The following is a 25,330-nucleotide window of genomic DNA, read 5'->3' on the forward strand; positions in this document are numbered from 1 at the left end:
TCGTGACGGTGGGTGGTCGTCGCGCCTCCGACGACCACCCACCGTGATCATCGCCGCAGCTCAGTCGCGACATGCCGGGGTGTCGCATCCCCCACCTTCGGGTAGATGGGCGTACGGTGGTCCGAGACGCCCGGGTGGCCGGCTCGCGGCGTGACACGGCCAGCGAAGCGGGACGGAGGCAAGCCCATGCGCCCAGTACGCTTCGTCGCCCTCTCCGAGGACGGCCAGGCCCTGGTGCTCGCCGACGAGGTCGGGCGCCTGCTCGCCCTCCCCATCGACGAACGCGTCGCCTCGGTGCTGCACGCCGAGCCCGGCGCGACGCCCCTCACGGTGGTGCCGACCGCCGCCGACCCGATCCCGTCGCTCTCCCCGCGGGACATCCAGGCCCGGATCCGCTCCGGCGAGTCCGCCGAGGACGTCGCCCGCATCGCCGGCGTCCCGGTCGACCGGGTGCTGCGCTACGCGGGCCCGGTGCTCCAGGAGCGGGCCATGCTCGCCCAGCACGCCCGGCGTACCCGGCTCAAGGGCGCGGAGAAGCCGACCCCGCTGGCCGAGGTGGTCAACGGCCGGCTGGCCCAGCACGGGATCGACACCGAGAAGATCTCCTGGGACGCCTACCGGCGCGACGACGGCACCTGGCGGATCATCGCCACCTGGCCGTCCGGCAAGGCCACCGCACAGGCGGTCTGGGATCTCGACAAGACCCGCCAGCAGGTCGCCCCGCACGACGACATGGCGCAATACCTCTGCGCCGAGCGGCCCACCCCGATCCTCGGTCAGGAGCCGGCACCGGAGCGGGGCGGCCACGCGCTGCCCGGCCCGTCGCGCGGCGAGCCGAGCCGGGGCGGGCACGGCCTGCCGCAGCCGTCCGAGCACGCCCGTCCGGGGCGGGATCCGATCCGCGCCGGCCGGGACGCCCTGCTCGCCTCGCTGGACCGTCCGCTCGGCGGCACCTCCGGCCGGGGTCTGGACACCCGCTCCCCGGCCGCCCTGGCCGGGTCGGAAGCGTCCCGCCAGCGGGCCGTCACCGGCGGGGCCGCGGCGCTGCTCGGCGGCGGTCAGGGTTCCGCGTTCGACGACGACTCGGACGCGCCGAAGGAGGTCCCGGCCGTACCGTCGCTGGCCGTGCTCCGGCCGCGCCGCACCGGCACCCCGGCCGCGGCCGCCGGTGGCGCCGAGTCGACGGACGCCGCCGGCAAGCCGCGCAAGCGGCTGCCGAGCTGGGACGACGTCCTCTTCGGCAGCGGCCCGGCGGCCCGCGAATCATCCTGATCCACCCTGGCATCGCAAGGCACTCTAAGTGCCGGCGTGCCAGGGTGGACCCATGGAGTACACGAACCTCGGACGCACCGGTCTGTCGGTGAGCCGGCTCTGCCTCGGCACCATGAACTTCGGGCCGCAGACCGACGAGCCGGACAGCTTCGCCATCATGGACCGGGCACTCGAACACGGGATCAACTTCTTCGACACCGCCAACGTGTACGGCTGGAAGCTCGGCGAGGGCGTCACCGAGCAGATCATCGGCCGCTGGTTCGCCCAGGGCGGCGGACGCCGCGACCGGGTCGTGCTGGCCACCAAGGTCTACGGCAAGATGGGCGAGTGGCCCAACGAGCAGGGCCTCAGCGCCCGGCACATCATCCGGGCCTGCGAGGATTCGCTGCGCCGGCTGCAGACCGACACCATCGACCTCTACCAGATGCACCACATCTCCCGGACCACGCCCTGGGAGGAGATCTGGCAGGCGATGGAGACCCTGGTCGCCCAGGGCAAGGTCCTCTACGTCGGATCGTCCAACTTCGCCGGTTGGCACATCGCCCAGGCGCAGGCGGCGGCGGGCCGGCGCAACTTCCTCGGCCTCGTCTCCGAGCAGTGCATCTACAACCTGATGACCCGGTACGTCGAGTTGGAGGTCGTCCCGGCCGCGCAGCACTACGGGCTGGGCATCATCCCCTGGTCGCCCCTGCACGGCGGGCTGCTGGGCGGGGTCATCCGCAAGATGGCCGAGGGCGGGGCCGCGCGGGGGGCCAGCGGCCGGTCGGCCGACGCGCTCGCCGAGCACCGCACCACCATCGAGGCGTACGAGAAGCTCTGCGCGGACCTCGGCCACGACCCGGCCGACGTGGCGCTGGCCTGGCTGCTCTCCCGCCCCGGGGTGACCGCGCCGATCGTCGGCCCGCGCACCATGGACCAGCTCGACCGCAACCTCGGCGCCCTCGACGTGGACCTCGACGAGGACACCCTGACCCGCCTCGACGAGCTCTTCCCGCCCGTCGGCAGCGGCGGCCCCGGCCCGGAGGCCTGGGCCTGGTAACACCCCCGCCCGACCCGCCCTCGGGGGGCAGGCAGCGGATTGCGGCATGTTGGGGTCTCCCCTCGTAGGGATGGCGCGACATGCCGCAACCCGCTCCCGGGGCCAGCGGAGGCGGCCGCCCCGGGGTGAGGCGGGGTCGCGGGGTGGGTCAGATGGGCCAGGCGGCGAGGCGGTCGTAGGTGGGTTCGGGGCCGGGGTGGCTGCGGACCAGGACGAGTTCGTCGGCCGTCCACTCCGGACCGGCGTAGTCGTGCAGCGCCTCCCGGTCGGCCAGGATCTCGGCGCGGTCGATCCGGTCCCCGGGGCGGGCGATGGTCAGGTGCGCCCGGAACGGTTTCTCGTCGTACGGCAGCCGGGCCCGGCGCAGCCCGATCCGGATCAGCCGGGCCAGGGTGGCCAGCCCGTCGGTGTCGCCCCGGACGTCCACCCAGAGCACGGTGAACCGACCCCGCCCGAAGCTGCCGCCGCCGGAGAGCCGGAGCCGGAGTGCGCCACCCCGGCCGTTCCGGTACGTCTCGGCGGCTAGGCCGAGGGCGCTCTCCACGTCGACCAGCCGGCTCTCCTCGACGTCGCCGAGGAAGGCGAGGGTGAGGTGGGCGTGCGCCGGGTCGGCGAGCCGGACGTTGGTGCCGGCGGCCGAGGCGGCGCCGATCCGGAGCCGGGCGACCTGCGCGGCCAGGTCGTCCACGGCCGGCCGGGGCGGGTAGACCGCGACGAAGAGCCGCACCGGTCAGCGGTGCCGCTGGTGGTGTGCGGCGCGGGCCGCGGGCAGGCTGAGCCCGGCGGCGTGCAGCAGCCCTTCCACCCGGACCCGTTCGATCTCCCGGTCGACGCCGTCGAGTTCGGTCAGGTGCTCGGTGATCCCCAGCGCCCGGCAGGCGGCGCGCAGCCGCTCGTCGTACGCGTCGATGACGGCGCCGTGCCAGACCACGGACCGGTCGGCGGCGGCGAGCCGGTGACCGCCGAGCCGGCGCAGGTCGGTGGCGAGCTGTTCGAGCGGTCGGCGGCCGGCCCGGTCGAACTCGGTGAGGTCGATGTCGCGGGTCAGGGCGTCCGCTTCGATGGCCCGGTCCAGCCGGGCGATGGTGCGCCGTTCGCGGCGTTCGTCGCGCCATTCGGACCAGCCGCAGACCACCCGGTCGATGATCTCGTCGGCGCAGAACATCAACGCGATGAGGGCGGGCAGGCAGCAGACGGCGAGGATCGTCAACGCCAACAGAAGTCCCCGCCCTACTTCCACATATCGACGCTAAGCCGAGTCGGGGCCCCCCGCCACCTGATTGCCGACATCCGCGCGCGAATGAACGATGAAGGACCGGTCCCCGGGGCGGGAACCGGTCCTTCGGACGGTCGACGGGTCACTCCGCCCCGGGCGACACCACGTAGAACCGGGGCATGGGCAGCATCCGCAGGCGCAGCCGGGCGCCGGAGCGGCGGAGCTGCCAGCTGAGCGCGACGAGCGCGGCGGCCAGCGAGATCAGCCCGCCGGTCCAGATGCTCGCCCCGGCGCCGTAGGTCTCCGCGACCCAGCCGATGATCGGCGCGCCGACCGGGTTGGTGCCGAGGAAGACCAGCACCCACAGCGCCATCACCCGGCCCCGGAAGGAGGCGTCGACGCCGAGCTGGACCCGCTGGTTGGCGGCCTGGGCGAAGAAGACCATGAAGAACCCGGTGGGCAGCAGCAGCGTCACCACCAGCCAGTACGCCGGGGCGAGCCCGACCAGGGTGCCGAAGGTGGCGGTACCGACCGCCGCGCCGAGGACCAACCAGACCGAGGGGCGGCTGCGCCGCCCGGTGCCGGCCAGGGCGCCGACCAGCGCGCCGACCGCGAGGGCGGTGGTGAAGAGGCCGAAGGAGGCGGCACCGGTCTGGAACACGGTCTTGGCGAGCGCCGCGAGGGTGAGCTGGAAGTTGAACAGGCTCATCCCGATCACGGACATGAGCGCCATCGGCAGCAGGATGTCGGGGCGGCGTGCGACGTACCGGAGGCCGTCCACGACCCGGGCCTGGTCCCGTTCGCCGGTCGGCGGCAGGTCCTTGCGGTGCAGTTCGCTGGTCCGCATCCGGACCACGTTGATCAGCGGCGCGATCGAGCTGAACGCGGTGATCAGGAAGACCGGGCCGACGTCGAAGGCGGCGATGGCCAGGCCGGCGACGGCGGGGCCGAGGATCCGGGCCGAGTTGAAGGTGGCCGCGTTGAGCGACAGCGCGTTCGGCAGCAGCGGTACGCCGACGAGTTCGGAGACGAACGCCTGCCGGACCGGGGTCTCGACCGCGTTGAAGACGCCGAGCAGGGCGGCGAACACGTAGACGTGCCAGAGCTGCACCAGCCCGGTGACCACGAGGAGGCTCATCGCCAGCGCCAGCACGGTCCAGAACAGGTTGGCGACGAAGAGCAGCATCCGCTTGTCGTACCGGTCGGCGAGCCGGCCGGAGAGCAGCGTGAGCAGCAGGACGGGGGTGAACTGGAGCGCGGTGACCACGCCGAGCGCGGTGGCCGAGTTGCCGGTCAGGTCGAGGACGAGCCAGTCCTGGGCGATGTACATCATCCAGACGCCGATCAACTTGATCAGCTGTCCGGTGGCGAAGAGTCGGTAGTTGCGGACTCGTAGGGACTGGAACATCGTGCTCAACTTGGACTGCACTCTTGGTGCGCCTCCTCGCGATCAGGTACGCCTCATCCACAACGGACGAAGCGGACCGCGAGACGCGGGTACCCGCTCAGGCGCGAGCGATGCCCTGCAGGATCTCGGCGGCACGCTGCAGCGTGTCGCGTTCCTCCTCGGTCAGCGCGGCGAGCCGCTCGGCCAGCCACGAGTTGCGGGCCCGCTCGAACTGTTCGAGCACGGCCTGTCCGCCCTCGGTCGCCGCCAGGATGACCTGCCGCCCGTCGGTCGGGTGGGGGGTCCGCTGCACGAGGCCGCGGTCCTCCAACTTCGCAACGATCTTGGTCATCGTGGGCGGCTGCACCCGCTCGATGTCGGCCAGCTCCCGGGGGGTCAGTGCGCCCGCCAGCTTGAGGCTGGTGAGCGCGGAGAGCTGGGTGACCGTCAGGTCGCCGACCGGGCGGGCCTGCCGGACCCGCCGGTTGAGTCGGGTGATCGCATCTCGCAGCTGAGGGGCCAGCTGCGCCGGTGGCACGCGTTTCGCCGTCACCGTCCGCTCCGTCACAGTAGTTAGCTTAACTAATGAGCCTGGCTAACGACATGCGATATGACCAGGCTCACGAGGAGGTCTGCCCTGGTCACGACCGGAGCCCGAATCGGACCCGGGCCGCGACCGGTGGGTGTCACAGCACCGCGGACTCGATCGGACCGCGCAGGAAGTACAGGACGAACAGCACCGCCACCCCGTACAGCAGGGGGTGGATCTCCCGGCCCTTCCCCTTCGCCAGCTTCACCAGCACATAGCTGATCACGCCGGCGCCGATCCCGTTGGAGATCGAGTAGGTGAACGGCATCAGCACGATGGTCAGGAACGCCGGGATGGCGATCTCGTAGTCCGTCCAGTCGATCGTCCGGACCGCCGTCATCATCAGGAAGCCGACCACCACCAGCGCCGTCGAGGCGGCCTCGAAGGGCACCACCACCGACAGCGGCGCCAGGAACATGGCCAGCAGGAACAGGCCGCCGGTGACCAGGTTGGCCACCCCGGTCCGGGCACCCTCCGCGACCCCGGCCGCGCTCTCGATGTACGACGTGTTGCTGGACACGCTCGCCGCGCCACCCGCCGCCGCGGCGATCGAGTCGACCAGCAGGATCTCCCGGGCCCGGGGCGGGGTGCCCCGCTCGTCGAGCATGTCCCCTTCCTGGCCGATCGCGACCATGGTGCCCATGGTGTCGAAGAAGTCCGTGATCATCAGGGTGAAGACGAACATCAGCGGGACCAGCCAGCCCACCCGGCTCCACGAGCCCAGCACGTTGAACTGGCCGAGCAGCGAGAGGTCCGGCAGGTCGACGATCTTGTCCGGCAGCTTCGGCACGTTCAACGCCCAGCCCTTCGGGTTGGGCTGACCGTCGACGAACGACGGACCGATGTGGCCGACCGCCTCCACCACGATCGCCAGCACCGTGGAGGCGAGGATGCCGACCAGGATCGCGCCGCGGACCCGGCGTACCACCAGCACCACGGTGAGCAGCAGCCCCACCACGAAGACCAGCATCGGCCAGCTGACGATCTTGCCGTTGATGCCGAGACCGACCGGCACGGTGGTGTTCGCGGCGTCCGGCACCCGGCGGACGAAGCCGGCGTCGACCAGGCCGATGATGGTGAGGAAGAGGCCGATACCCACCCCGATCGCCGTCTTGAGCTGGGTCGGCACCGACCGGAACACCGCCGTCCGCAGCCCGGTGAGCACCAGCACGGCGATCAGCACACCCTCGATCACCACCAGGCCCATCGCGTCGGCCCAGGTCATCTCGGGCGCGATCTCGAAGGCGACCAGCGCGTTCACGCCGAGCCCGGCGGCCAGCGCCATCGGGAACCGGGCCACCACGCCCATCAGGATGGTCATCAGGCCGGCCACCAGCGCGGTCGCCGCGGCCAGCGCCGGAATGGCCAGTTTCCGCCCGTCGCCGTCGACGGCGCTACCGAGGATCAGCGGGTTCAACACCACGATGTACGCCATCGTGAAGAAGGTGGCCAGGCCGCCGCGTACCTCCCGGCCGGGCGACGAGCCACGGGCGGAGATCTCGAACCAGCGGTCGAAGGCGTTGCGCGGGTGGGTGGGGTCAGGTGGCGTGCCGTGGTCCGGCGGCGGCGCTATGGCCATCGGTGTCCTCGCAATTGATCGACGGCAGTCGCGCGCATCGTCCCAGATCACCGGCGGGCAGGGAAGAACGATCGCGTACGCTGTCCCGGTGCCCCAGAACGAACCGCCGCGGCCCGAGCCGCTCGACCCGCCGATGGTGCCGTTCGCCGTCGCCGGATTGATCATCTGGGCGGTGGCCGGGCTGGTGCTGCTGATCTTCTTCCGAGGCTGGCTCACCGAGCACGGGCACGAGAACTGGCTCTGGACCTGCCTGGCTGGTTTTCTGTGGGGCTTCCCGGGGCTGGCCGTGATGATGCGCCACGACGCCAACCGGCGTCGCCGCCGGGCGGCCGCCGCCGGTCAGGGCTGACGGTCAGGGCTGACCGTCAGGGGTGGCCGTACGGCTCCGCCGGCTCGGTCGCCTCCACCGAGCCCGGGGCCCGGCTCACCGAGACCGCCTCGAGCGCGCTGTCGTCGTAGATCGTGGGGAGTTCGTCGACCGGGGTGTCGGCCGCCTCGACCAGCGTCTCCGAGTGCGCGCCGCAGCCGTGGTCGGCGCTGACGACCCGGCCGTCGTCGGGGGCGTAGAAGTTGCCGCAGGCGCCGAAGGACTGCCGCAGGGAACCGGCCAGCGGCAGGTAGAAGCCGCAGGTCCCGCAGCGCGCCGCGGCCGGCGCGGCCACCGAGATCGGGGCGTTCGGGCCGTGCTCGCCGTCGTACCAGCGCTGCGCGGCCTCGGTGCGGCCCTCCCGGGACAGCACCCGGGGCCGGCCCAGGCCGAGCTCCCAGGCGGTCTCCTCGACCGCCGGGTCGTCGGAGAGCAGGTAGCCGGGGGCGAGGCGCTCGTCGTCCGTCGAGGTGGGCAGCAGGTCGCCGGGGCCCAGGTCGCCCGGCTTGAGCCGCTCCTGCCAGGGCACCCAGCCGGGGGCGAGCAGCGCGTCGGCGCCGGGCAGCAGCACGGTCTCGCAGATGGTGACGGTGCGGCTGCGCGGCGCCCGGGTCACCGTGACGGCCCACCGCCAGCCGCGGTAGCCGGCGAGGAGACACTCGAAGTAGTGCGTGACGAGACGGTCGCCCTCGGCGACAACCTGGAGGTGCTCGCCGACGTCTGCCGGGTCGACCTCGGTGACGGCCGCGCGGGCCACCTCGACGGCGGCGGCGCAGACCTGGTCGAGCCGGGGGGCACGGGCGGAGGCGGGCCTGGTCACCCGACCATTGTTCCCCATGCCCGGTACCGGCCGACAGGGACTCCCCGGAGTCGTTATCCCCGGCTGGTGGGGCACGCGTGGAGCGAATGGGCAAGGATGGGTGGCATGCCGCTGTCCTCCCGCTCCGGCCGGTCCGTCCTCGGGCGAACCGTCGGCACGGGCATCCGCGCCACCCGCCTGCTGCTCCGTGGTTCGCTGCGCAGCGGCCGGTGGATGACCCGGCGGGCCGGGTCGGCCCGGGCCCGCAGCGCCGGCAACGAGGTCGGCATGGTCCGCCTGTTCGACCTGCACGCCCTCTCCTGCGCCGGGGACACCCTGATCGCCATCGGCCTGGCCGGCACGATCTTCTTCGACGTGCCGCTGGGCGAGGCCCGCAACAAGGTCGCGCTCTACCTGCTGGTGACCATGGTGCCGTTCGCCATGCTCGCCCCGGTGGTAGGCCCGCTGCTGGACCACTTCCGGCACGGCCGCCGGTACGCACTGGCCGCCACCATGCTGGGCCGGGCGTTCCTGGCCTGGCTGATCTCCGACTACATCGGCGGCTTCGGGCTCTATCCGGCGGCGTTCGGGGTGCTCGCCCTGTCCCGCGCGTACGGGGTGGCCCGGTCGGCGGCGGTGCCCCGGCTGCTGCCGGAGGGGTTGGGGCTGTCGCAGGTGGGCGCTCGGGCGAGCGTCTACGGCACGGTGGCCGGCGGCCTGGTCGCCCCGATCGGGTTGGCGGCGTTCTGGTTCGGGCCGCAGTGGCCGCTCCGGGTGGCGTCGCTGATCTTCCTGATCGGCATGGTCATCTCGTTGCGGCTGCCGCCGAGGGCCGACTCGGAGCCGCCGGAGCGGGTGCCGCACCCGCTGCGGGCGCTGCGCCGGCGGGACCGGGAGCGGCCGCTGGGCCGGGGCCGGCCGGCCGGCCGCCTGGTGATCGCCACGCTGGTCGGGGCCGCGGCGCTGCGCCTGCTCTACGGCTTCCTGCTGCTCTTCCTCGCCTTCGCGATCAAGTCCGGTGATCTGACCACCATCTTCTTCGGCCGGGACCTGGGCGCCCAGGCCGCGCTGGGGCTGGTCGGCGCGGCCCTGGCGGTGGGCAGCTTCCTGGCCACCGCGATCGGTACCCGGCTGCGCATCCACCGGCCGACCGCGATCCAGTCCAGCGGCACGATCATCGCGGCCGGGGTCGCGGTGCTCGCCGCGGTGAAGTTCTCGCTGCCCCTGGTGGCCGTGCTCTGCCTGGTGACCGCGCTGATCAGCGGCATCGCCAAGCTGGCCGTCGACGCCTCGATCCAGGAGCGGATCCCGGAACGGCTGCGGGCCAGTTCGTTCGCCCACTCGGAGACCGTCCTGATGCTGGCCTTCGTGGCCGGTGGCGGGCTCGGCCTGGTCCCCTTCACCGGCCGGATCGGGGTCGCCGTGGCCGCCGGGGTGGCCGCGCTGGTGGCCGCCCGAGGGGTGCTGGTGGCGAGCCGGTTGCGCGGCGAGCACCTGGTCGGGCGGGCGCTCGGCGACGACGAGTTGGCGGCGCACGAGGAGGAGTTCGCCGACCCGGCACCCACCTCGCCGGCCCCGCCGCCGGGCCCCGCTGCCGCCCCGCCGGCCGGCGGCGTCCCGGCAGGCGATCCGGACGACGACGGGCTGACTCCGCCCGGATTCCACATCTACCGCCCGTCCTCGGCGGTCGGCGGCCCGGGTGGCGCCGACGAGGAGAACCGGCGCGAGCCCCGGGGTCCGCTGGCGTGAGCGGACTGCTGGTGGTGACCGCCGTACCGGTCGAGGCGGAGGCCGTGCGGGCGGGCCTGGCCGACCCCGCGGTGACGGTCGCCCCGGTCGGGGTGGGCCCCGCCGTCGCCGGTGCCGCCACCGCCCGCCTGCTGGCGCTGGCCGAGGCCGCCGGCCGACCGTACCTTGCGGTGGTCAGCGCCGGGATCGCCGGTGGCTTCGTGGGGCGGGTGCCGGTCGGCGGCACCGTGCTGGGCAGCCACAGCGTGGCCGCCGACCTGGGCGCCGAGTCGCCGGAGGGCTTCCTCCCGATCGAGGAGCTGGGCATGCCGCCCGAGCTGATCGGTGCCGGCAGCGTGGTGCCCGCCGACCCGGACCTGCTCGCCACCCTGCGCACCGCCCTGCCGGCGGCCGTGGTCGGCCCGATCCTCACGGTCGGCACGGTGACCGGCACCGCCGCGAGCACCGCGGCCCTCGCCGCCCGGCACCCCAGCGCGGTGGCCGAGGCCATGGAGGGGTACGGCGTAGCCGTCGCCGCCGCGCAGGCCGGCCTCCCCTTCGCCGAGCTGCGTACCGTCTCGAACCCGATCGGGCCCCGCGACCGCAGCGCCTGGCGGATGCGCGAGGCGTTCGCCGCCCTCACCGCGGCGGCAGCCGCTCTCCGCTGACCGCCGGCCCCGACCCGGCCGGCCGGTCCAGCCGCAGCGCCGCCGGCCGGCTGGCCTCCAGCCGGAACCCGCAGGCGAGCAGGAATTGGACGTCGCCCAACTCGGCGATCGAGTGGGCCGAGCGGATGCCGGACCGGTCCATCTCGCTCGACAGCGCCTCGACCAGCCGGCGGCCGATGCCGCAGAACCGGTACGCCGGCACGACGAGCACCCCGTCGAGCACGATCTCCCGCTCGCCCGGATCGGGCCTGCCGACCAGCACGCCGTCGTTGCGCTCGTGGGCGCGCAGCTCCCCGATCCACCTGTGGATAACGCTGTGGAAAACCCGCGAAGCTGGGGACGGCACGGATGCGGCACGGGTGCAGCACGGGTGGTAAGCCGCTACTGACTTGATGACGTCGACGACTCAGCTATGAGTCCATCCGCCCCTCCGCAACTACGCAACTCGGCCAATCCGCACCCGATCCGTTCACGTCATCACGTCGGTAGTCGCCGGGGAGGGGTGCCTCGCGCGCAGCTACCGGGCGGGTGGCGGGGGCTGGCGAGGGCGGGGTTACGGTGGGGGTGTGGCGCTCTCCCTGGCGATCTCCCCCTGTCCCAACGACACCTTCGTCTTCGACGCGCTGGTGCACGGCCGGGTGCCGGGCGCGCCGGCGGTCGACGTCACCTACGCGGACGTCGACGTCACCAACACGGCGGCCGAGCGCGGGGCGTTCGACCTGGTGAAGGTGAGCTACGCGGCGCTGCCCTGGCTGCTCGAGGACTACCACCTGCTGCCCTGCGGTGGCGCGCTGGGCCGGGGGTGCGGGCCGCTGGTGCTCACCCGCGGCGACCGGGCCGACCTGTCCGGGGCCACGGTGGCGGTGCCGGGCGAGCGGACCACGGCGTACCTGCTGTTCCGGCTCTGGGCGGCGGACCAGGCACCGGCGCGGATCGAGGTGGTGCCGTTCCACGAGATCATGCCGGGCGTCGCGGCCGGCCGGTACGACGCGGGGCTGGTGATCCACGAGGCGCGCTTCACCTACCCGCGGCACGGGCTGACCGCGCTGGTCGACCTCGGCGAGTGGTGGGAGGGCGACACCGGCCTGCCGATCCCGCTCGGCGCGATCCTGGCCCGCAAGGGCGCCGTCGACCCGGTCGAGGCCGCCGCCTGGGTCCGTGAGTCGGTCCGGCAGGCCTGGGCCGACCCGGAGGCCAGCCGGGAGTACGTCCTCGCCCACGCCCAGGAGATGGAGCCCGACGTGGTGGACCGGCACATCGCCCTCTACGTCAACGAGTTCACCGCCGACCTGGGCGAAGCCGGCTTCGCCGCCGTCGAGGCGCTGCTGGGCCGGGCCGCCGACGCCGGGCTCGTCCCTCAGACCTCCAGCTCGCGCGCCACCGCGTGGACCAGCTGAGCGATCTTCTGCGCGGCCTTGCGGTCCGGGAACCGGCCCCGGCGCAGATCCGGCTGGACCTTCGCCTCCAGCACCTTGATCATGTCTTCGACCAGGCCGTGCAGCTCCTCGGCCGGCCGGCGGCGCAGCTCCGCCACGGACGGCGGCGCCTCCAGCAGCTTCACACCCATCGCCTGCGCGCCCCGGCGGCTGTCGACCACGCTGAAATCGACCCGCTGGCCGCCCTTCAGGTCGGTGACACCCGCCGGTAGCGCGCCCTTCGGCAGGAACACGTCGCCACCCTCGTCGCTGGTGACGAACCCGTATCCCTTGGCCGCGTCATACCACTTCACTCGACCCGTCGGCACTTGAAACCCCTGCTTTGCTCTCGTGACCGCTACCCCTCCCAGGCTAGCCGGATGATCCGGTCCAGCGCCCCTGGGAATCCGTTGAGATCATTCAGCACCTGCTCAGCTCCGGCCGCCGCCAGCTCGTCGGCCGAGCACGGCCCGGTCGCGACGCCCACGCCTGGGATTCCCGCCGATCTGGCGGCGATCATGTCGGCCACGTGGTCGCCCACGTAGAGGGTCGCCCCGTGCTCGCGCAGCGCGGTCGCCTTCTGCTCGGCGAAGAGGTCCCCGGCCAGCTCGTCGACGGCCAGCCCGAGGTGGTCCAGGTGCAGCTTGGCCAGCCGGCCCAGCTTGGCGGTGACCACCATGACGCGGCCGCCGCGCGCGTGCACCGCCGCGAGCGCGGCCTCCGCGCCGGGCATCGGCACGGCCGGCGTGATCGCGTACGCCGGGTAGAGGTCCCGGTAGAGCGTCACCGCCTCGTCCACCTGCTCGGGCGGGAACCAGTGCGCGATCTCGGTGCGCAGCGGCGGCCCAAGGCGGGAGACGGCCAGCTCGGCGTCGACCGGCACCCCGGTCCGTGCGGTCAACGCCCGGAAGCAGGCGGCGATCCCGGGACGCGAGTCGACCAGGGTCATGTCGAAGTCGAAACCGACCATGAGCGGGGGCATGCCGGAAAGGTACCCGCCGGACCCGAAGCCAGCCGCACGTCCGAGGGGCGCGACCGGCCCCTGCCGGGCTAGCGTGGAACGACGATGACCACCTCACTCGCCGATCACCTCCGGACCCTCCCGGACGAGTCCCTCGCCGCCCTGCTCCAGCTGCGGCCGGACCTCGTCGTACCGGTGCCGGCCGACGTCTCCGCCCTGGCCATCCGCGCCCAGTCGCGGGTCTCCGTCGCCCGGGCGCTCGACGGGCTGGACCAGTTCACCCTCCAGATCCTCGACGCCGCCCGGCTCACCCGGGACCCGGAGGGCGGCGGCACCAGCGTCGAGGCCATCCTGGCGATGGCCACCGCCGGCGCGCAGCCGCCCGCGCCCACCACCATCCGGGGCGCGGTGAACCGGCTCCGGGCGCTCTTCCTGCTGTACGGGCCCGAGCACGACCTGCAGGTGGTGGGCGGCGTCGACGAGGTGTCGCCGTACCCGGCGGGGCTGGGCCGGCCGGCGGCGGAGCTGGACCCGCGGGCGGCGGCCGTCTGCGCGGACCCGGCGAAGCTGCGCCGCACGCTGCTGTCGGCGCCGCCGTCGGCGCGGGCGATCCTGGACCGGCTGGCCGCCGGCCCGCCGGTCGGCACGGTGCCACCGGGCGCGCTGGACGCCCCGGCCAGCGGCGCCGAGGACGTCCTCCCGCCGGACCTGGTCAACGGGGGCGCGCCGACCGGCTCGCCGATCCGCTGGCTGGTCGAGCACCGCCTGCTGGTCCGGATGTCGGGCGGCAAGGGCGGCGGCACCGTCGAACTCCCCCGCGAGGTGGCGCTGCTGCTGCGCCGGGACAGCGGCCCGCTGGGCCCGTTGCGGAGCAGCCCGCCCGTGGTGGCGAGCCCGCCCCGCGAGCAGAAGTCGGTGGACTCGGCCGGTGCCGGGCAGACCATGGAGGTGGTCCGGCACACCGAGGCGCTGCTGGACAGCCTCGCCGCCGAGCCGGCCCCGGTGCTGCGCTCCGGCGGCGTCGGCGTGCGCGACCTGCGCCGGATGGGCCGCAACCTCGGGTTGGACGACGGCACGACCGCGCTGCTGTTCGAGGTGGCGTACGCGGCCGGGCTGGCCGGCGAGCTGGACCTGACCGGCTCCAGCTCGGCCCGGTACGGCGGCGACCAGCAGATCCTGCCCACCGCCGGGTACGAGGTGTGGCGGGCGGCCTCGCTCGCGCAGCGCTGGGAGCAGCTGGCCCGGGCCTGGCTGACCATGACCCGCCAGGCGGGCCTGGTCGGCCAGCGCGACGACCGGGACCGGCCGATCACGGTGCTCTCCGCCGAGGCGGAGCGGGCCAGTGCTCCGGCCGTCCGGCGCTCGGTGCTCGACGTGCTGGCCGACCTGGCGCCGGCGGCCGCGCCGACCCCCGAGGAGGTGCTGGAGCTGCTCGACTGGCGGACGCCCCGGCGGGCCCGGGGGCGGGAGGCCGCGCACCGGGAGGTGCTGGCCGAGGCGGCCCAGCTCGGCGTGACCGGGCTCGGCGCGCTCACCTCGTACGGGCGGCTGCTGCTGACCGAGGTGGCCGAGGCCGACGAGCGGGCCGACGACCCGCTGGGGCTGCGCTCGGACGCCGAGTCCGGAGAGCCGTCCACCGCCGTACGGGCGCTGGACGCGCTGCTGCCCGCCCCGGTCGACCACTTCCTGCTGCAGGCCGACCTGACCGTGGTGGTGCCCGGCCCGCCCGACCCGGCGCTCGCCGGCGAACTGGACGTGGTGGCCGAGCATGAGTCGGCCGGTGGGGCGAGCGTGCACCGGGTCACCACGGCCAGCGTCCGCCGCGCCCTGGACGCCGGCTACTCCGCCGACGACCTGCACACCCTGTTCCGCCGCCGGTCCCGCACCCCGGTGCCGCAGGGCCTCACGTACCTGATCGACGACGTGGCCCGCAAGCACGGCGGCCTTCGGGTCGGCTCGGCCGGCGGATACGTGCGCAGCGACGACGAGGCGCTGCTCACCGAGGTACTGGCCGACAAGCGGCTGGAGCCGCTGGCGTTCCGCCGGCTCGCCCCGACGGTGCTGGTCACCCCGTACCTGGTGCAGCGGATGCTGGCCGCGCTGCGCGACGCCGGGTACGCGCCGGTGCCGGAGGACGCCACCGGTTCGGCGGTGCTGGCCCGGCCGAGAACCCGGCGGGCGCCGGCCCGGATGCCGGCCACCCGTACGGTGGATCCGCTGGCCGCGCCGCGGCTGCCGCTGCCGCGCCTGCTCGGCGTGGTGGAGCAGATCCGGCGCGGTGACGCGGCGGCGCGGGCGGCCCGGCGGGCCCCGGCGGTGGTCCGCGGCGGCGGGGCGCGCACCGGTCCGGCGCCGGCGCACACCCACAGCGAGGCCCTCGCGGTGCTCCAGCAGGCGGTCCGGGACAAGGCGCTGGTCTGGGTCGGCTACGTCGACGCGCACGGGGCGACCGCGTCGCGGCTGGTCCGGCCGGTGTCGATCGGGGCGGGCTACCTGCGCGCCGAGGACGAGCGCACCGAGATGCTGCACACCTTCGCGCTGCACCGGATCACCGCGGCGGTGCGGGAGGACTGAGCCGCACGGGTCCGGCGTGGCACGCCTGACGCCGCGCCGCGTCGCCGGGTCAGCGCCCGTTGCGGCGGAACGCGCCGATCACGGAGACGGCGAGGAGCAGCCCGAAGCCGGTGCCGGCGGCCTCACCGAACGAGGCGACGAAGCCCTGCCGCTGCACGAGCAGCCCGAAGAGGAACCAGCCGAGCAGGCCGGCGGCACCGGCCGCGTACCCGATCCGGACCGCGGTGGACACCTCATGCTGCTCGTCCTGCTCGACGGCCATCCCAGCCCTCCGCCCCGTCCGGAATCCCGCTCCCAGGGTGGCACCGTGACGACCGTACCGACCAGGGGTTAAAACCCTGATCCGGGCGCAAGGTCACGCGGGCCGGGCTCGCGCGGCCCGGGCGCCGCGTCCGAGGTCGCGCGGCCGGGGTGACGCGGCCGGGGTCAGGTGCCGGGGCGGCGGCCGAAGACGACCACCCTGGTACCGACCGAGCCCAGTTCCCAGAGCCGGACGGCGTCGCGGTGCAGCAGGTTGACGCAGCCGTGCGAGCCGATCGAGCCGTTGTGCAGGTAGGTGGTGGTCTCGTGGAAGCCGATGCCGCCGTTGAAGCGCTGCCAGTAGGGCAGCCACACCTCGTACGGGTTGGACCACTCCTTCAGGTTCCGGTTGGCGACCCGGTAGGTGCCGCTCGGCGTGGCGTAGCCGGCCATGCCGGTGCGGGTGACGGTCGGGCCCAGCACCACGTCGCCGCCGCGCATCGCCCACACGGTCTGGTGGGTCAGGTCCACGCAGAAGGTGAGCCCGGAGCCGGCGTTGCAGCGCTTCACGTCGGTGCTGGCCAGCCGCTTCGCCACCGAGTACGTGGTGGTGCCGGCGCGCCCGGCGGCGGGGCTGATCGAGTACCGGCGCTGGAACTTCTTGATCGCGGCGCAGTCGGCGGCTGACTGCTTGCCGTCCACGGTCACCGGCCCGAACCCGCCCAGCCGGGCCAGGTACGACTCGACGGCCCGCTGGTGCTCGCCCTGCGGGCAGCCGGTGTACCCGGTGCTGCTGGGCTTGGGCGAGGCGGGCGGCTTGGGCGAGGTCGCCGTCCGGCTGGGTTTCGGTGTGGCCGCCCGGCTGGGCGTCGCCGACGGGGACCCGGTCGTGGGGTCCGGCCCGGGCGTCACGCTCGCCCCCGATGCTCGTTCCGTCACGCTGACGGGGGCCGGGGCGGCTGCCCCGGATCCGTCGCCTTCCGGATCGAGCGTGCACGCACCGGCACCGACCAACACGACCGCTGCCAGGGCGACGACCCGGCTGATCAACCGGACAGGCTTCATCTGGTCCTCCCCCTGACAGTTGTCCCGCTTGCTAGACGTACGGGAAGAGTGTGACGTTGCCTGTCCAGCATGACTTTTTCCGGACAGCTCCGGGCGTGCAACACTGGATGGTCCGCCTTCGGCAGGTCAGCCGGGGTGCGGGCGACCCGGGCCGGGCGAGGGAGAGGGCACTGGCGTGAGCGGTGGACCACTGATCGTGCAGTCGGACAAGACCCTGCTGCTGGAGATCGACCACCCGGACGCGCAGGCGTGCCGGATGGCCATCGCCCCCTTCGCCGAGCTGGAACGCTCCCCCGAGCACGTGCACACCTACCGGCTGACGCCGCTGGGTCTGTGGAACGCCCGGGCCGCCGGCCACGACGCCGAGGGCGTGGTGGACACCCTGATCAAGTACTCCCGCTATCCGGTGCCGCACGCGCTGCTGGTCGACGTGGCCGAGACCATGGACCGGTACGGCCGGCTCCAGCTCGCCAACGACCCGGCGCACGGGCTGGTGCTGCGGGCGCTGGACCGGATGGTGCTGATCGAGGTCGCGAAGAGCAAGAAGCTCGCCGGGATGCTCGGCCCGAAGCTCGACGACGACACCATCCAGGTGCACCCGTCCGAGCGGGGCCGGCTCAAGCAGGCGCTGCTCAAGCTCGGCTGGCCGGCCGAGGACCTGGCCGGTTACGTGGACGGCGAGGCGCACCAGATCGACCTGGCCGAGGCCGGCAAGGACGGCGGCAAGCCGTGGACGCTGCGGTCGTACCAGCGGGAGGCCGTGGAGGCGTTCTGGGCCGGCGGCTCCGGGGTGGTGGTGCTGCCCTGCGGTGCCGGCAAGACGCTGGTGGGCGCGGCGGCGATGGCCGAGGCGAAGGCGACCACGCTGATCCTGGTGACGAACACGGTGGCGGGCCGGCAGTGGAAGCGGGAGCTGATCGCCCGCACCTCGCTGACCGAGGCGGAGATCGGCGAATATTCGGGCGAGCGCAAGGAGATCCGCCCGGTCACCATCGCCACGTACCAGGTGCTCACCTCCCGCAAGGGCGGCGCGTTCACGCACCTGGACCTGTTCGGGGCGCGCGACTGGGGTCTGGTCATCTACGACGAGGTGCACCTGCTGCCCGCGCCGATCTTCCGGTTCACCGCGGACCTCCAGGCCCGCCGCCGGCTCGGCCTCACCGCGACGCTGGTACGCGAGGACGGCCGGGAGGGCGACGTGTTCAGCCTGATCGGCCCGAAGCGGTACGACGCGCCGTGGAAGGACATCGAGTCGCAGGGCTGGATCGCCCCGGCCGAGTGCATCGAGGTACGGGTCACCCTCACCGACGCCGAGCGGCTGTCGTACGCCACGGCCGAGGCCGAGGAGCGCTACCGGATGGCGGCGACCGCCCGGACGAAGCTGCCGGTGGTGCGGGCACTGGTGGACCGGCACCCGGACGAGCAGGTGCTCGTCATCGGCGGGTACATCGACCAGCTGCACCAGCTCGGCGAGTACCTGGACGCGCCCATCGTGCAGGGCTCGACGACCAACAAGGAGCGCGAGCGGTTGTTCGACGCGTTCCGGTCCGGTGAGGTCAAGACGCTGGTCATCTCCAAGGTCGGGAACTTCTCCATCGACCTGCCGGAGGCGGCGGTCGCGATCCAGGTGTCGGGGACGTTCGGGTCGCGGCAGGAAGAGGCGCAGCGGCTGGGACGGGTGCTCCGGCCGAAGGCCGACGGACGGCAGGCGCACTTCTACACGGTGGTGTCCCGGGACACCATCGACACCGAGTACGCCGCCCACCGGCAGCGGTTCCTCGCCGAGCAGGGGTACGCGTACACGATCGTGGACGCCGACGACGTACTCGGCCCGAAGCTGCCAAGCGTCGACTGACGCGCCCGCCGCACCGGAGGCGGATGTCCCTCGTAGTCGCTACCGACCTGACGGCGTGAATGACTCACCCCCGTGACCTGTGGCCCAAGACGGGGCCGATTCCGAGCGGAACCGGCCCCGTCGACACCACGCTTCGATCTACCGGACCGTGACGACGTGGCTGGTCCGCGCGTACGTGAAGGTCTGATCACCGTCCCACTGCACGGTGTACGTGTACTGCCCGGCCGCGCCGGGCGTGTCGGTGAACTGGAAGGTGCCGTCCGCGGCGGGGGTCACCGCCGGGAGGTAGACGGTGCTGATGTCCTCACCGTTGAGGACCCGCCACACCGTCAGCGTCGTACCCGGGGCAATTGGCCGCCCGGGGGTCTGCAGCACGCCGCTGAACCGGAGGTGCCGGCTGCTGGTGGCCGTGCTCGGTCCGGTCAGGGTCAGCGTGGAGGGCTGCCGGGCCACCTCGACGGTGACTGTCGCCTGACTCCAGCGGAAGGCCGAGTTGCCGTCCCAGAGCACCTCGTACTGCAGGGTCCCGCCGACCGGCGGCGTGTCGGTGATGCTGAAGGTGCCGTCCGTGGCGGTCGTCAGCGGGGCGAGCGCCGCACTGGTTCCGTCCGGGTGTCGGCGGGTCACCAGCAGCGGCTGCGCGCCGGGCGCTGACCCGTCGGACAGGGTGAGCCGGCCGGTGACGGTGAGCGGTACGAGCGCGGTGCCGGTGGCCGGGGCGGTCGCGGTCACCGAGGACGGCGCCAGGGTGGCACCCCGCAGCCGCCACAGCGTGTAGCGCCCGGTGCTCATGTCGAACAGCACGGTGAACGCGTCGGTGCCGGAGAAGGTGAGCGCGCCCTCCACCACCTGCCCGGCCGGGTTGTCGGCGGTGTGCAGCCTGGTGGTGGTTGCCGCGTCGTACACCGCGATGCGCGGGCCGGCCAGCTCGATCTGGTCACGGGAGGCGCGCGCGCCGATGACGTGGGCGCCGTCCGCGCTGAGGGCGACAGCGTGCGGGAAGCCGACGAAGGTCGGCTCCTCGCCGTACGCTCCGACGCGGGTCAGGCTGGTGGTGTCCCAGATGTCGTACCGGAAGGGCTCGTCGAACGCGGTGATCGCCTTCGAGCCGTCCGCCGTGATGGTGATGTCCCGCAGGCGGCCGAGGCGGAAGGTGTGACCGTCGATCACCCCGCGGAGGGTGGCGGGCGTGGTGCTGACGTCGTACACGTTGAGGTCCGCCGGGCTGATGCCGTTCTCACCGGCCACCACAGTGGATCCGCCGGCGGCGATCATCGGTGGGCCGTACAGGCCGCTGGCGATGCGGACCGGCTCGGGGGTCGTCGTGGACAGGTCGAGCCCCACGACACCGCCGCTCCAGCTGTTGGTGGGGCCATGCCCGACCCAGAGACGGTCGCCGGCCAGCGACAGGTACGTCGGGTAGGGATACGCGGCCAGGTCGAACCGTCGGGTGACGGTGAGGGCCGCGGTGTCGATCTCGGCGATCTCGTTCGAGCCGTTGAGTGCCGCGTAGAGGCGGCTGCCGTCCGGCGTGACGGCCAGGCCGTACGGCTCGGCCAGCCCGGTGATGGCGCCGACCGTGCTGCCACTCTCGTCGGTGACGGCGATCCGGTCGTTACCCGAGATGAAGAGCCGGCCGTTCGCAGCGGCGATGTCCTTGACGAACTTCACCCCCTGCAGAACCGTGCTGGTGTCCGCCGCTCGGGCGGGTGCGACGACGGCGACGAGCCCGGCGGTCGCGACCAGTGCCGATGCCACGGCCGCGCGGGCCACTGTGCGGAACCGCATAAGCGGTCTCCCTTCGGTTGATACCCCGTGATGCCCGACGGGCCAGCGCCTCTGATCGGAGGCGGGCGCCGGGCCGGCGACAAGATCGTCGCTCCATTGTTAGTGGGCGATGTCTTCGCCGGAGGCGTTACACGGATCCGCAGGGATCGATCGCTGCTTCACGATGCCGGGAGCGCCGATCTTCCGGTTCACCGCGGACCTCCAGGCCCGCCGCCGGCTCGGCCTCACCGCGACGTCGGTACGGGTCACGCTGACGGATGCCGAGCGGCTGTCGTACGCCACGGCCGAGGCCGAGGAGCGTTACCGGATGGCGGCGACCGCCCGGACGAAGCTGCCGGTGGTGCGGGCGCTGGTGGACCGGCACCCGGACGAGCAGGTGCTCGTCATCGGGGGGTACATCGACCAGTTGCACCAGCTCGCCGAGCAGGGGAACGGCGTACACGATTGTGGACGCCGACGACGTACTGGGACCGTCGCTGCCCTCGTTCGACTGACAGCGGATTCCGTCGCAGACCGGGCAACTCTCAGAGGGTGACGACCGCGTCCTCAGCGAAGGTGAACAGGCCAGCGTCGAAGGTGATGGTCTTCAACTTCGTGCCCTTCGGCACATCAAAGAAGACGTTGGCCTTCACCGAGTTCCCCGGGTTGATCTCGTCGAGGAAGCCCTGCCCGTCTTCGTTGCCGTAGATCCCAGCTTCACCATCGGCATCGAAGTCCCGGCCGGACGCATCCTGAGCGGTTATGGTGCCGTCGGCGTGAAACGTGTGTGCGCTCTTGGTGACGTTCTTGACGGTCACGCGAATCCTGCAGTAGGTGCCCTGCGCCTTGGCGTTCAGAAAGCTGTCGCCAACCTGGGAGATCCCGCACTTCAAACTGTTGACGGTGAACTCGAAGTCTCCGCCGCGAACCGTATCGCCGATACTGAACGTCTTCGGCTTGGCCGGCGCCGGAGCGGCAGTCGTCTTCACGGGCGCGGGTGCGGCAGCGGCGGTCGTCTTGACCGGTGCTGACGGCGCGGAGTTGCTGGCCTTCGCAGCAGGGACGTCCCTACTGGCCGAGAGGCCCTCCGGGGTCTTCTCATCGCTGAGCAGACCGATCACCGTCGAGCCGCCGCAGCAGAGCAACACGAACACGCCGGCACCGATCAAGGTCGGAAGGAGCCAGGCGGGGCGCTTCTTAACGGGCGGAAACTGGCCGGACGCCGGTGGCGGGTACTGACCGGGCATGGGCGGTGGAAACTGGTTGGCGGGCACGTGCGCGAACTGAGCCGTCGGCGGCATCGGCGGCTGGCCACCCGACGGCTGATTCCGGGCCGGGTCGTAAGGCATGTTCATCTGATGGGGTCTCCCAGGTCTTGGCTCGCACTGCCACGCCTCGCACACGATCAGTTGCAGGCTGCCACAGCTTGCCCGGGGCAACAGTCATCTACCCGGTGCCACTTGCCAGGCTGATTCGACCAGGTAGGCGACTGATACGGCGACCGTCACATCCCACGTAGAGCCGCTAACCGCTCACCATGCGGTGACCCAGCCACGCCGGACGCACCCTTGGGACAGGAATCCATCATTGCCAGGTAGCGGAAAGGCAACGACCCCTCGCCGAACAGGCAACGCCTGAGCGATCTTCCAGCCCTGACCGCGCCCGGGCCATGCTGACGTCGTCCCACTGTTCAGGCGGCGCTGAGTTTCCGCAGCACGTACTGGTTGAGGCTCATGCCGTCCTCGGCCGCCTGGATCGCCAACTCGCGGTGCAAGCTTGCCCCGACGCGCAGGTTGAACTTGCCCGAGTAGTGCCGGTCCGCATAAGGCTGTGGCACCGGCTCTCCCTCCTCCGCCAGGTCGTCGATCACCTGGCGCAGCAGGTCCTCAAGGCCTCCCAAGGCGTCGACCTGGGAGGACGCCAGCCAGGAGAGCGACGGGAACTCAGCGCAGGTGGCAACGAACTCCTGGTCCTCGGCGGACCAGGTGACGCGGTACGTGTAGTGCGTGATCTCAGGACGCCCATCGGGCTGCATCACATGGCCTCCTTCTTGTCGATCGCCTTAAGCACCTGCCGGACCTGGTACGCCTTCGCCTTGCCCTTGTCGTCCTGGATGTTGACGCGGGGGTCGCCCGCCCAGGGCATCTTGAACACCGCATGGGAGGTGCCCGTCTGACGCGGCTTCCCGAAGTAGTGCTCGCACACCCGATAGAGATCGTTGTAAGCGATGTTGCGTGGGTTCTTCCGCATCGCTTCAACGACTCTGACGACCGACGGCACCCGCCTATGGTACTACAGGCGGTACCACTGCTACATAGCCAATCGAGAACGTGGCGGAACGGAGTCGCCCCGGCCTAGTGCATCGAGATACGGGTCACGCTGACGGATGCCGAGCGGCTGTCGTACGCGACGGCCGAGGCCGAGGAGCGTTACCGGATGGCCGCGACGGCCCCACGAAGCTGCCCGTGGTGCGGGCGCTGGTGGACCGGCACCCGGACGAGCAGGTGCTCGCCAGGTGCTCGTCATCGGCGGGTACATCGACCAGCTGCACCAACTCGGCAAGTACCTGGACGCACCCATCGTGCAGGGCTCGACCACCAACAAGGAACGCGAGCGATTGTTCGACGCCTTCCGGTCCGGTGAGGTTCGCACCCTAGTCATCTCCAAGGTCGGGAACTTCTCCATCGACCTGCCGGAGGCGGCGGTCGCAATCCAGGTGTCGGGGACCTTCGGGTCGCGGCAGGAAGAGGCGCAGCGGCTGGGACGGGTGCGCCGACCGAAGGCCGACGGACGGCAGGCGCACTTCTACACGGTGGTCTCCCGCGACACCATCGACACCGAGTACGCCGCCCACCGGCAGCGCTTCCTGGCCGAACAGGGGTACGCGTACACGATCGTGGACGCCGACGACGTCCTCGGCCCGTCGCTGCCCTCGTTCGACTGACCCCTGCGTTAGCGTCGCCGCTTCCTGATCGCGCCGCGATCTCGAGTACAACCTGGGGCTGAGGCGCCGGACGCGGGCGTCCTACTTAGCCCAGCGATAGCTAGCGGAGCTTGTCGTCCGCGAAGTAGGAAACGATCCTTCGCAGGAAGTCTACGAGCTGAGCAGGAGGTGTCGCGTAATGGGACTTTTCAAGCACCTCGACAACCCAGCTTTGCTTTTTGACGTCCAGAGGGATCCATCTCTCTAGCTCGCCAACGGGAACGAGGAAGATGCCGATAGTTTCAAGTTCCCGCAGCAACCGATCGGCCGCAGAACGCGCATAAGGCAAGACGGACAGGCCACCCAGCTTAATCTGTTGCCAGGGCGATCTGAACGCTACGGCCGCTTTAATCGCCTCTGCGACTCCAGTCGACACCGGAGCCTTTCCCGGCAACTTCGATAGCAGGGTTGAGATCTGAGCCCGAGCCGCGTCTACGGTGAGGATTGAGGGACCCATCGCCTGAACCGCTGCCGAAACGAGCTGGAAGTCCTCGTTGAAATTTTCCCAACGCCCACCAGCCCCCTCGATTGTAGACCTCAGGACGCTTGCATCGTTTAGTAGATCAAGGTCCGCAATTATCGCTGATCTGACGTGGAAATCATGTAGTTGCCGTGCGGCCTTGCCAAGTCGCGACTTGCCACCCACATGGGTGAACATCAGATCGAGACCCCCAGGATCGTCCTTCACGCAAGCATCCATCACGGCTTGGTAGAACCGACAGTCGCCGTCTCCCTCGCACAAAATTACCCCGTCGTGGAACAGGCCATCGAGAAGGTCCGAGTACCGCAAGAGTGGGTCAGCCCACGTTTGCTTGATCCGAACTGGCAGGACCGTGGCAGGAACGAAGGTTTCCGCTTCTTTCTTAAGGCGTACAATTTGTACAGGGCGGCCTGTGTACTCAAGTACGCCCTGTAGGAAGTGTCGGCTGTGCGTCGCAACAATAAGTTGGCCATCCACCGGTGCCGACTCACCCAGCAGTCGGCCTAGCCTGCGAGCCTGCGGCGGATGCAGAAATGCCTCAGGTTCGTCAATAATCGTGACCTTTTTAGACGTATGCATGACCTGAAGAAGTAAGCCAATGAAGGCTTTGACACCATCGCCTTCCGTCGAAATCGAGCGCATTTCTGCATACTCTCGCAGAATATCCCTCGGGGGCGGCGGTGGGGGCAGATCCCGGCTCAGTTTTCCGATCCTGAGCCCAATGCTAGCACCATAACGATTCAACGTTATGTCTATCCCGAACGCGGCACGAACCCATCTAGCCAATTTAGCTTCTACTCGGGTATTGCTATAGAGGTACTGCATGGGATCGGTGGGCTGCTCATAGATAAGATCATGAAGACTGGCTTCCTGGAGGAGTCGAAGCCTTTCCTCAGCCCAATGACTTGCGACAAAGAATTGAGCGACGTAACCGATCCGATCCGAGTCTCCCCAAGCCGCACGTAGCCCTGAAACGCTAATCTCGCCGGAAGAGCCCTTGAAGCCCAACTCATGCTGGCTACTAATGAAGGTTTCAGGAGAAACATTCTCCTGAAACCAGCGGATTACATCCTCGACCGTTCCTGACTTTTTCGCCACAATATCATCGAGAACCATGTGCGGCTTAATCGGTGGCGGATTGAAGCACCGGGCATAGATTTCTCGAAGCAGTGAGGATTTACCACTACTGTTGGGCCCGACGACGACTAGGGTTCCACTCTTCGGAGCCAAAATAGATGCACCATTTGCGAACCGTAAGCTTTCAATGCGCACTTCTACGGGCACTCAAGCCTCCTCCATGAAGCATAGGGCCCAGAGAATGCGTCGCGTTTCGGAGCCAGGGCAA

24 protein-coding genes and 2 pseudogenes are annotated in these 25,330 nt (G+C 71.3%); 10 read left to right on the forward strand and 16 right to left on the reverse strand.

Features of this window, described 5'->3' with window-relative positions:
* Positions 1–186 precede the first annotated feature (186 nt).
* Complete coding sequence (gene sepH, locus ACIBPB_RS03275; protein ID WP_396837959.1) at positions 187–1,272, forward strand: septation protein SepH; 1,086 nt, start codon at positions 187–189, stop codon at positions 1,270–1,272.
* Between the two features lie 52 nt (positions 1,273–1,324).
* The gene (locus ACIBPB_RS03280; protein WP_396837960.1) at positions 1,325–2,311 is read left to right on the forward strand and encodes an aldo/keto reductase; all 987 of its coding nucleotides are present in this window, start codon (positions 1,325–1,327) and stop codon (positions 2,309–2,311) included.
* A 148-nt stretch (positions 2,312–2,459) separates the two neighbouring features.
* Here the strand turns inward: ACIBPB_RS03280 and thpR are convergent, their stop codons facing one another.
* The 5 genes from thpR to ACIBPB_RS03305 form a co-directional block, all read right to left on the reverse strand.
* Positions 2,460–3,038 (reverse strand): RNA 2',3'-cyclic phosphodiesterase, encoded by a 579-nt coding sequence (thpR, locus tag ACIBPB_RS03285; RefSeq protein WP_396837961.1) that lies wholly within the window; start codon positions 3,036–3,038, stop codon positions 2,460–2,462.
* Between the two features lie 3 nt (positions 3,039–3,041).
* Positions 3,042–3,551, reverse strand: coding sequence for a hypothetical protein (locus ACIBPB_RS03290; protein ID WP_396837962.1), 510 nt, complete (start codon positions 3,549–3,551; stop codon positions 3,042–3,044).
* Positions 3,552–3,669: 118 nt separating this feature from the next.
* Positions 3,670–4,956: an MFS transporter gene (locus tag ACIBPB_RS03295; RefSeq protein WP_396837963.1), complete on the reverse strand. Its 1,287-nt coding sequence runs from the start codon at positions 4,954–4,956 to the stop codon at positions 3,670–3,672.
* A gap of 76 nt (positions 4,957–5,032) precedes the next feature.
* Positions 5,033–5,482 (reverse strand): MarR family transcriptional regulator, encoded by a 450-nt coding sequence (locus tag ACIBPB_RS03300; RefSeq protein WP_357309417.1) that lies wholly within the window; start codon positions 5,480–5,482, stop codon positions 5,033–5,035.
* A gap of 118 nt (positions 5,483–5,600) precedes the next feature.
* Positions 5,601–7,082, reverse strand: a complete 1,482-nt coding sequence (locus ACIBPB_RS03305) for an NCS2 family permease (RefSeq protein ID WP_396837964.1) — start codon at positions 7,080–7,082, stop codon at positions 5,601–5,603.
* 88 nt (positions 7,083–7,170) lie between these two features.
* Between ACIBPB_RS03305 and ACIBPB_RS03310 the strand changes: the two genes are divergently transcribed.
* Positions 7,171–7,431, forward strand: coding sequence for a DUF2530 domain-containing protein (locus tag ACIBPB_RS03310; protein ID WP_357309410.1), 261 nt, complete (start codon positions 7,171–7,173; stop codon positions 7,429–7,431).
* Positions 7,432–7,447: 16 nt separating this feature from the next.
* Here ACIBPB_RS03310 and ACIBPB_RS03315 read toward each other — a convergent pair whose 3' ends face one another.
* Positions 7,448–8,287, reverse strand: coding sequence for a DUF3027 domain-containing protein (locus tag ACIBPB_RS03315; RefSeq protein ID WP_396837965.1), 840 nt, complete (start codon positions 8,285–8,287; stop codon positions 7,448–7,450).
* 87 nt (positions 8,288–8,374) lie between these two features.
* On the opposite strand from ACIBPB_RS03315, the gene ACIBPB_RS03320 reads away from it, so the two are divergent.
* Entirely contained in the window at positions 8,375–9,997 is a 1,623-nt protein-coding gene (locus tag ACIBPB_RS03320) for an MFS transporter (protein ID WP_396837966.1), read from the forward strand.
* Positions 9,994–10,644, forward strand: coding sequence for a futalosine hydrolase (locus tag ACIBPB_RS03325; protein ID WP_396837967.1), 651 nt, complete (start codon positions 9,994–9,996; stop codon positions 10,642–10,644). The genes ACIBPB_RS03320 and ACIBPB_RS03325 overlap by 4 nt, the downstream gene beginning before the upstream one ends.
* Here ACIBPB_RS03325 and ACIBPB_RS03330 read toward each other — a convergent pair.
* Positions 10,616–10,906, reverse strand: a complete 291-nt coding sequence (locus tag ACIBPB_RS03330; protein WP_396837968.1) for a GNAT family N-acetyltransferase — start codon at positions 10,904–10,906, stop codon at positions 10,616–10,618. The two genes, ACIBPB_RS03325 and ACIBPB_RS03330, sit on opposite strands and share 29 nt — an antisense overlap.
* 304 nt (positions 10,907–11,210) lie before the next feature.
* On the opposite strand from ACIBPB_RS03330, the gene ACIBPB_RS03335 reads away from it, so the two are divergent.
* Positions 11,211–12,041 carry a 1,4-dihydroxy-6-naphthoate synthase gene (locus ACIBPB_RS03335; protein ID WP_396837969.1) on the forward strand — a complete coding sequence of 277 codons (831 nt, stop codon included), beginning with the start codon at positions 11,211–11,213 and terminating at the stop codon, positions 12,039–12,041.
* Here the strand turns inward: ACIBPB_RS03335 and ACIBPB_RS03340 are convergent.
* Together ACIBPB_RS03340 and ACIBPB_RS03345 are read right to left on the reverse strand one after the other, a co-directional pair.
* Entirely contained in the window at positions 12,002–12,388 is a 387-nt protein-coding gene (locus ACIBPB_RS03340; protein WP_132184626.1) for a cold-shock protein, read from the reverse strand. The two genes, ACIBPB_RS03335 and ACIBPB_RS03340, sit on opposite strands and share 40 nt — an antisense overlap.
* Before the next feature lie 29 nt (positions 12,389–12,417).
* Complete coding sequence (locus ACIBPB_RS03345; protein ID WP_396837970.1) at positions 12,418–13,041, reverse strand: HAD family hydrolase; 624 nt, start codon at positions 13,039–13,041, stop codon at positions 12,418–12,420.
* Positions 13,042–13,125: 84 nt separating this feature from the next.
* Here ACIBPB_RS03345 and ACIBPB_RS03350 point away from each other — a divergent pair, with 84 nt between their 5' ends.
* Complete coding sequence (locus tag ACIBPB_RS03350) at positions 13,126–15,594, forward strand: helicase-associated domain-containing protein (RefSeq protein ID WP_396837971.1); 2,469 nt, start codon at positions 13,126–13,128, stop codon at positions 15,592–15,594.
* Positions 15,595–15,643: 49 nt separating this feature from the next.
* On the opposite strand, the gene ACIBPB_RS03355 is transcribed toward ACIBPB_RS03350, so the two are convergent.
* Positions 15,644–15,856: a hypothetical protein gene (locus ACIBPB_RS03355; protein ID WP_396837972.1), complete on the reverse strand. Its 213-nt coding sequence runs from the start codon at positions 15,854–15,856 to the stop codon at positions 15,644–15,646.
* 164 nt (positions 15,857–16,020) lie between these two features.
* Positions 16,021–16,899 carry a L,D-transpeptidase family protein gene (locus tag ACIBPB_RS03360; protein WP_396837973.1) on the reverse strand — a complete coding sequence of 293 codons (879 nt, stop codon included), beginning with the start codon at positions 16,897–16,899 and terminating at the stop codon, positions 16,021–16,023.
* A 175-nt stretch (positions 16,900–17,074) separates the two neighbouring features.
* On the opposite strand from ACIBPB_RS03360, the gene ACIBPB_RS03365 reads away from it, so the two are divergent.
* Positions 17,075–18,754 (forward strand): DNA repair helicase XPB, encoded by a 1,680-nt coding sequence (locus ACIBPB_RS03365; RefSeq protein WP_396837974.1) that lies wholly within the window; start codon positions 17,075–17,077, stop codon positions 18,752–18,754.
* Between the two features lie 138 nt (positions 18,755–18,892).
* Here the strand turns inward: ACIBPB_RS03365 and ACIBPB_RS03370 are convergent, their stop codons facing one another.
* Positions 18,893–20,542, reverse strand: coding sequence for a hypothetical protein (locus ACIBPB_RS03370; protein ID WP_396837975.1), 1,650 nt, complete (start codon positions 20,540–20,542; stop codon positions 18,893–18,895).
* 172 nt (positions 20,543–20,714) lie between these two features.
* Here ACIBPB_RS03370 and ACIBPB_RS03375 point away from each other — a divergent pair.
* Positions 20,715–20,966, forward strand: a pseudogene (locus ACIBPB_RS03375) (helicase); the annotation flags it as partial.
* A gap of 100 nt (positions 20,967–21,066) precedes the next feature.
* Here ACIBPB_RS03375 and ACIBPB_RS03380 read toward each other — a convergent pair.
* The 3 genes from ACIBPB_RS03380 to ACIBPB_RS03390 form a co-directional block, all read right to left on the reverse strand.
* Complete coding sequence (locus ACIBPB_RS03380) at positions 21,067–21,876, reverse strand: DUF4352 domain-containing protein (protein WP_396837976.1); 810 nt, start codon at positions 21,874–21,876, stop codon at positions 21,067–21,069.
* A 335-nt stretch (positions 21,877–22,211) separates the two neighbouring features.
* Positions 22,212–22,556, reverse strand: coding sequence for a type II toxin-antitoxin system HicB family antitoxin (locus ACIBPB_RS03385; protein ID WP_396838173.1), 345 nt, complete (start codon positions 22,554–22,556; stop codon positions 22,212–22,214).
* Positions 22,556–22,801 (reverse strand): toxin HicA, encoded by a 246-nt coding sequence (locus ACIBPB_RS03390; protein ID WP_396837977.1) that lies wholly within the window; start codon positions 22,799–22,801, stop codon positions 22,556–22,558. The genes ACIBPB_RS03385 and ACIBPB_RS03390 overlap by 1 nt, the downstream gene beginning before the upstream one ends.
* A 78-nt stretch (positions 22,802–22,879) precedes the next feature.
* On the opposite strand from ACIBPB_RS03390, the pseudogene ACIBPB_RS03395 reads away from it, so the two are divergent.
* Positions 22,880–23,465 (forward strand): annotated as a pseudogene (locus ACIBPB_RS03395) (helicase-related protein); the annotation flags it as partial.
* Between the two features lie 100 nt (positions 23,466–23,565).
* Here the strand turns inward: ACIBPB_RS03395 and ACIBPB_RS03400 are convergent.
* Positions 23,566–25,269 carry an ATP-dependent nuclease gene (locus tag ACIBPB_RS03400; RefSeq protein WP_396837978.1) on the reverse strand — a complete coding sequence of 568 codons (1,704 nt, stop codon included), beginning with the start codon at positions 25,267–25,269 and terminating at the stop codon, positions 23,566–23,568.
* Positions 25,270–25,330 lie beyond the last annotated feature (61 nt).

Origin of the sequence: Micromonospora sp. NPDC049836, from assembly GCF_044465125.1 — a bacterium.
Taxonomy (GTDB): Bacteria; Actinomycetota; Actinomycetes; order Mycobacteriales; family Micromonosporaceae; genus Micromonospora.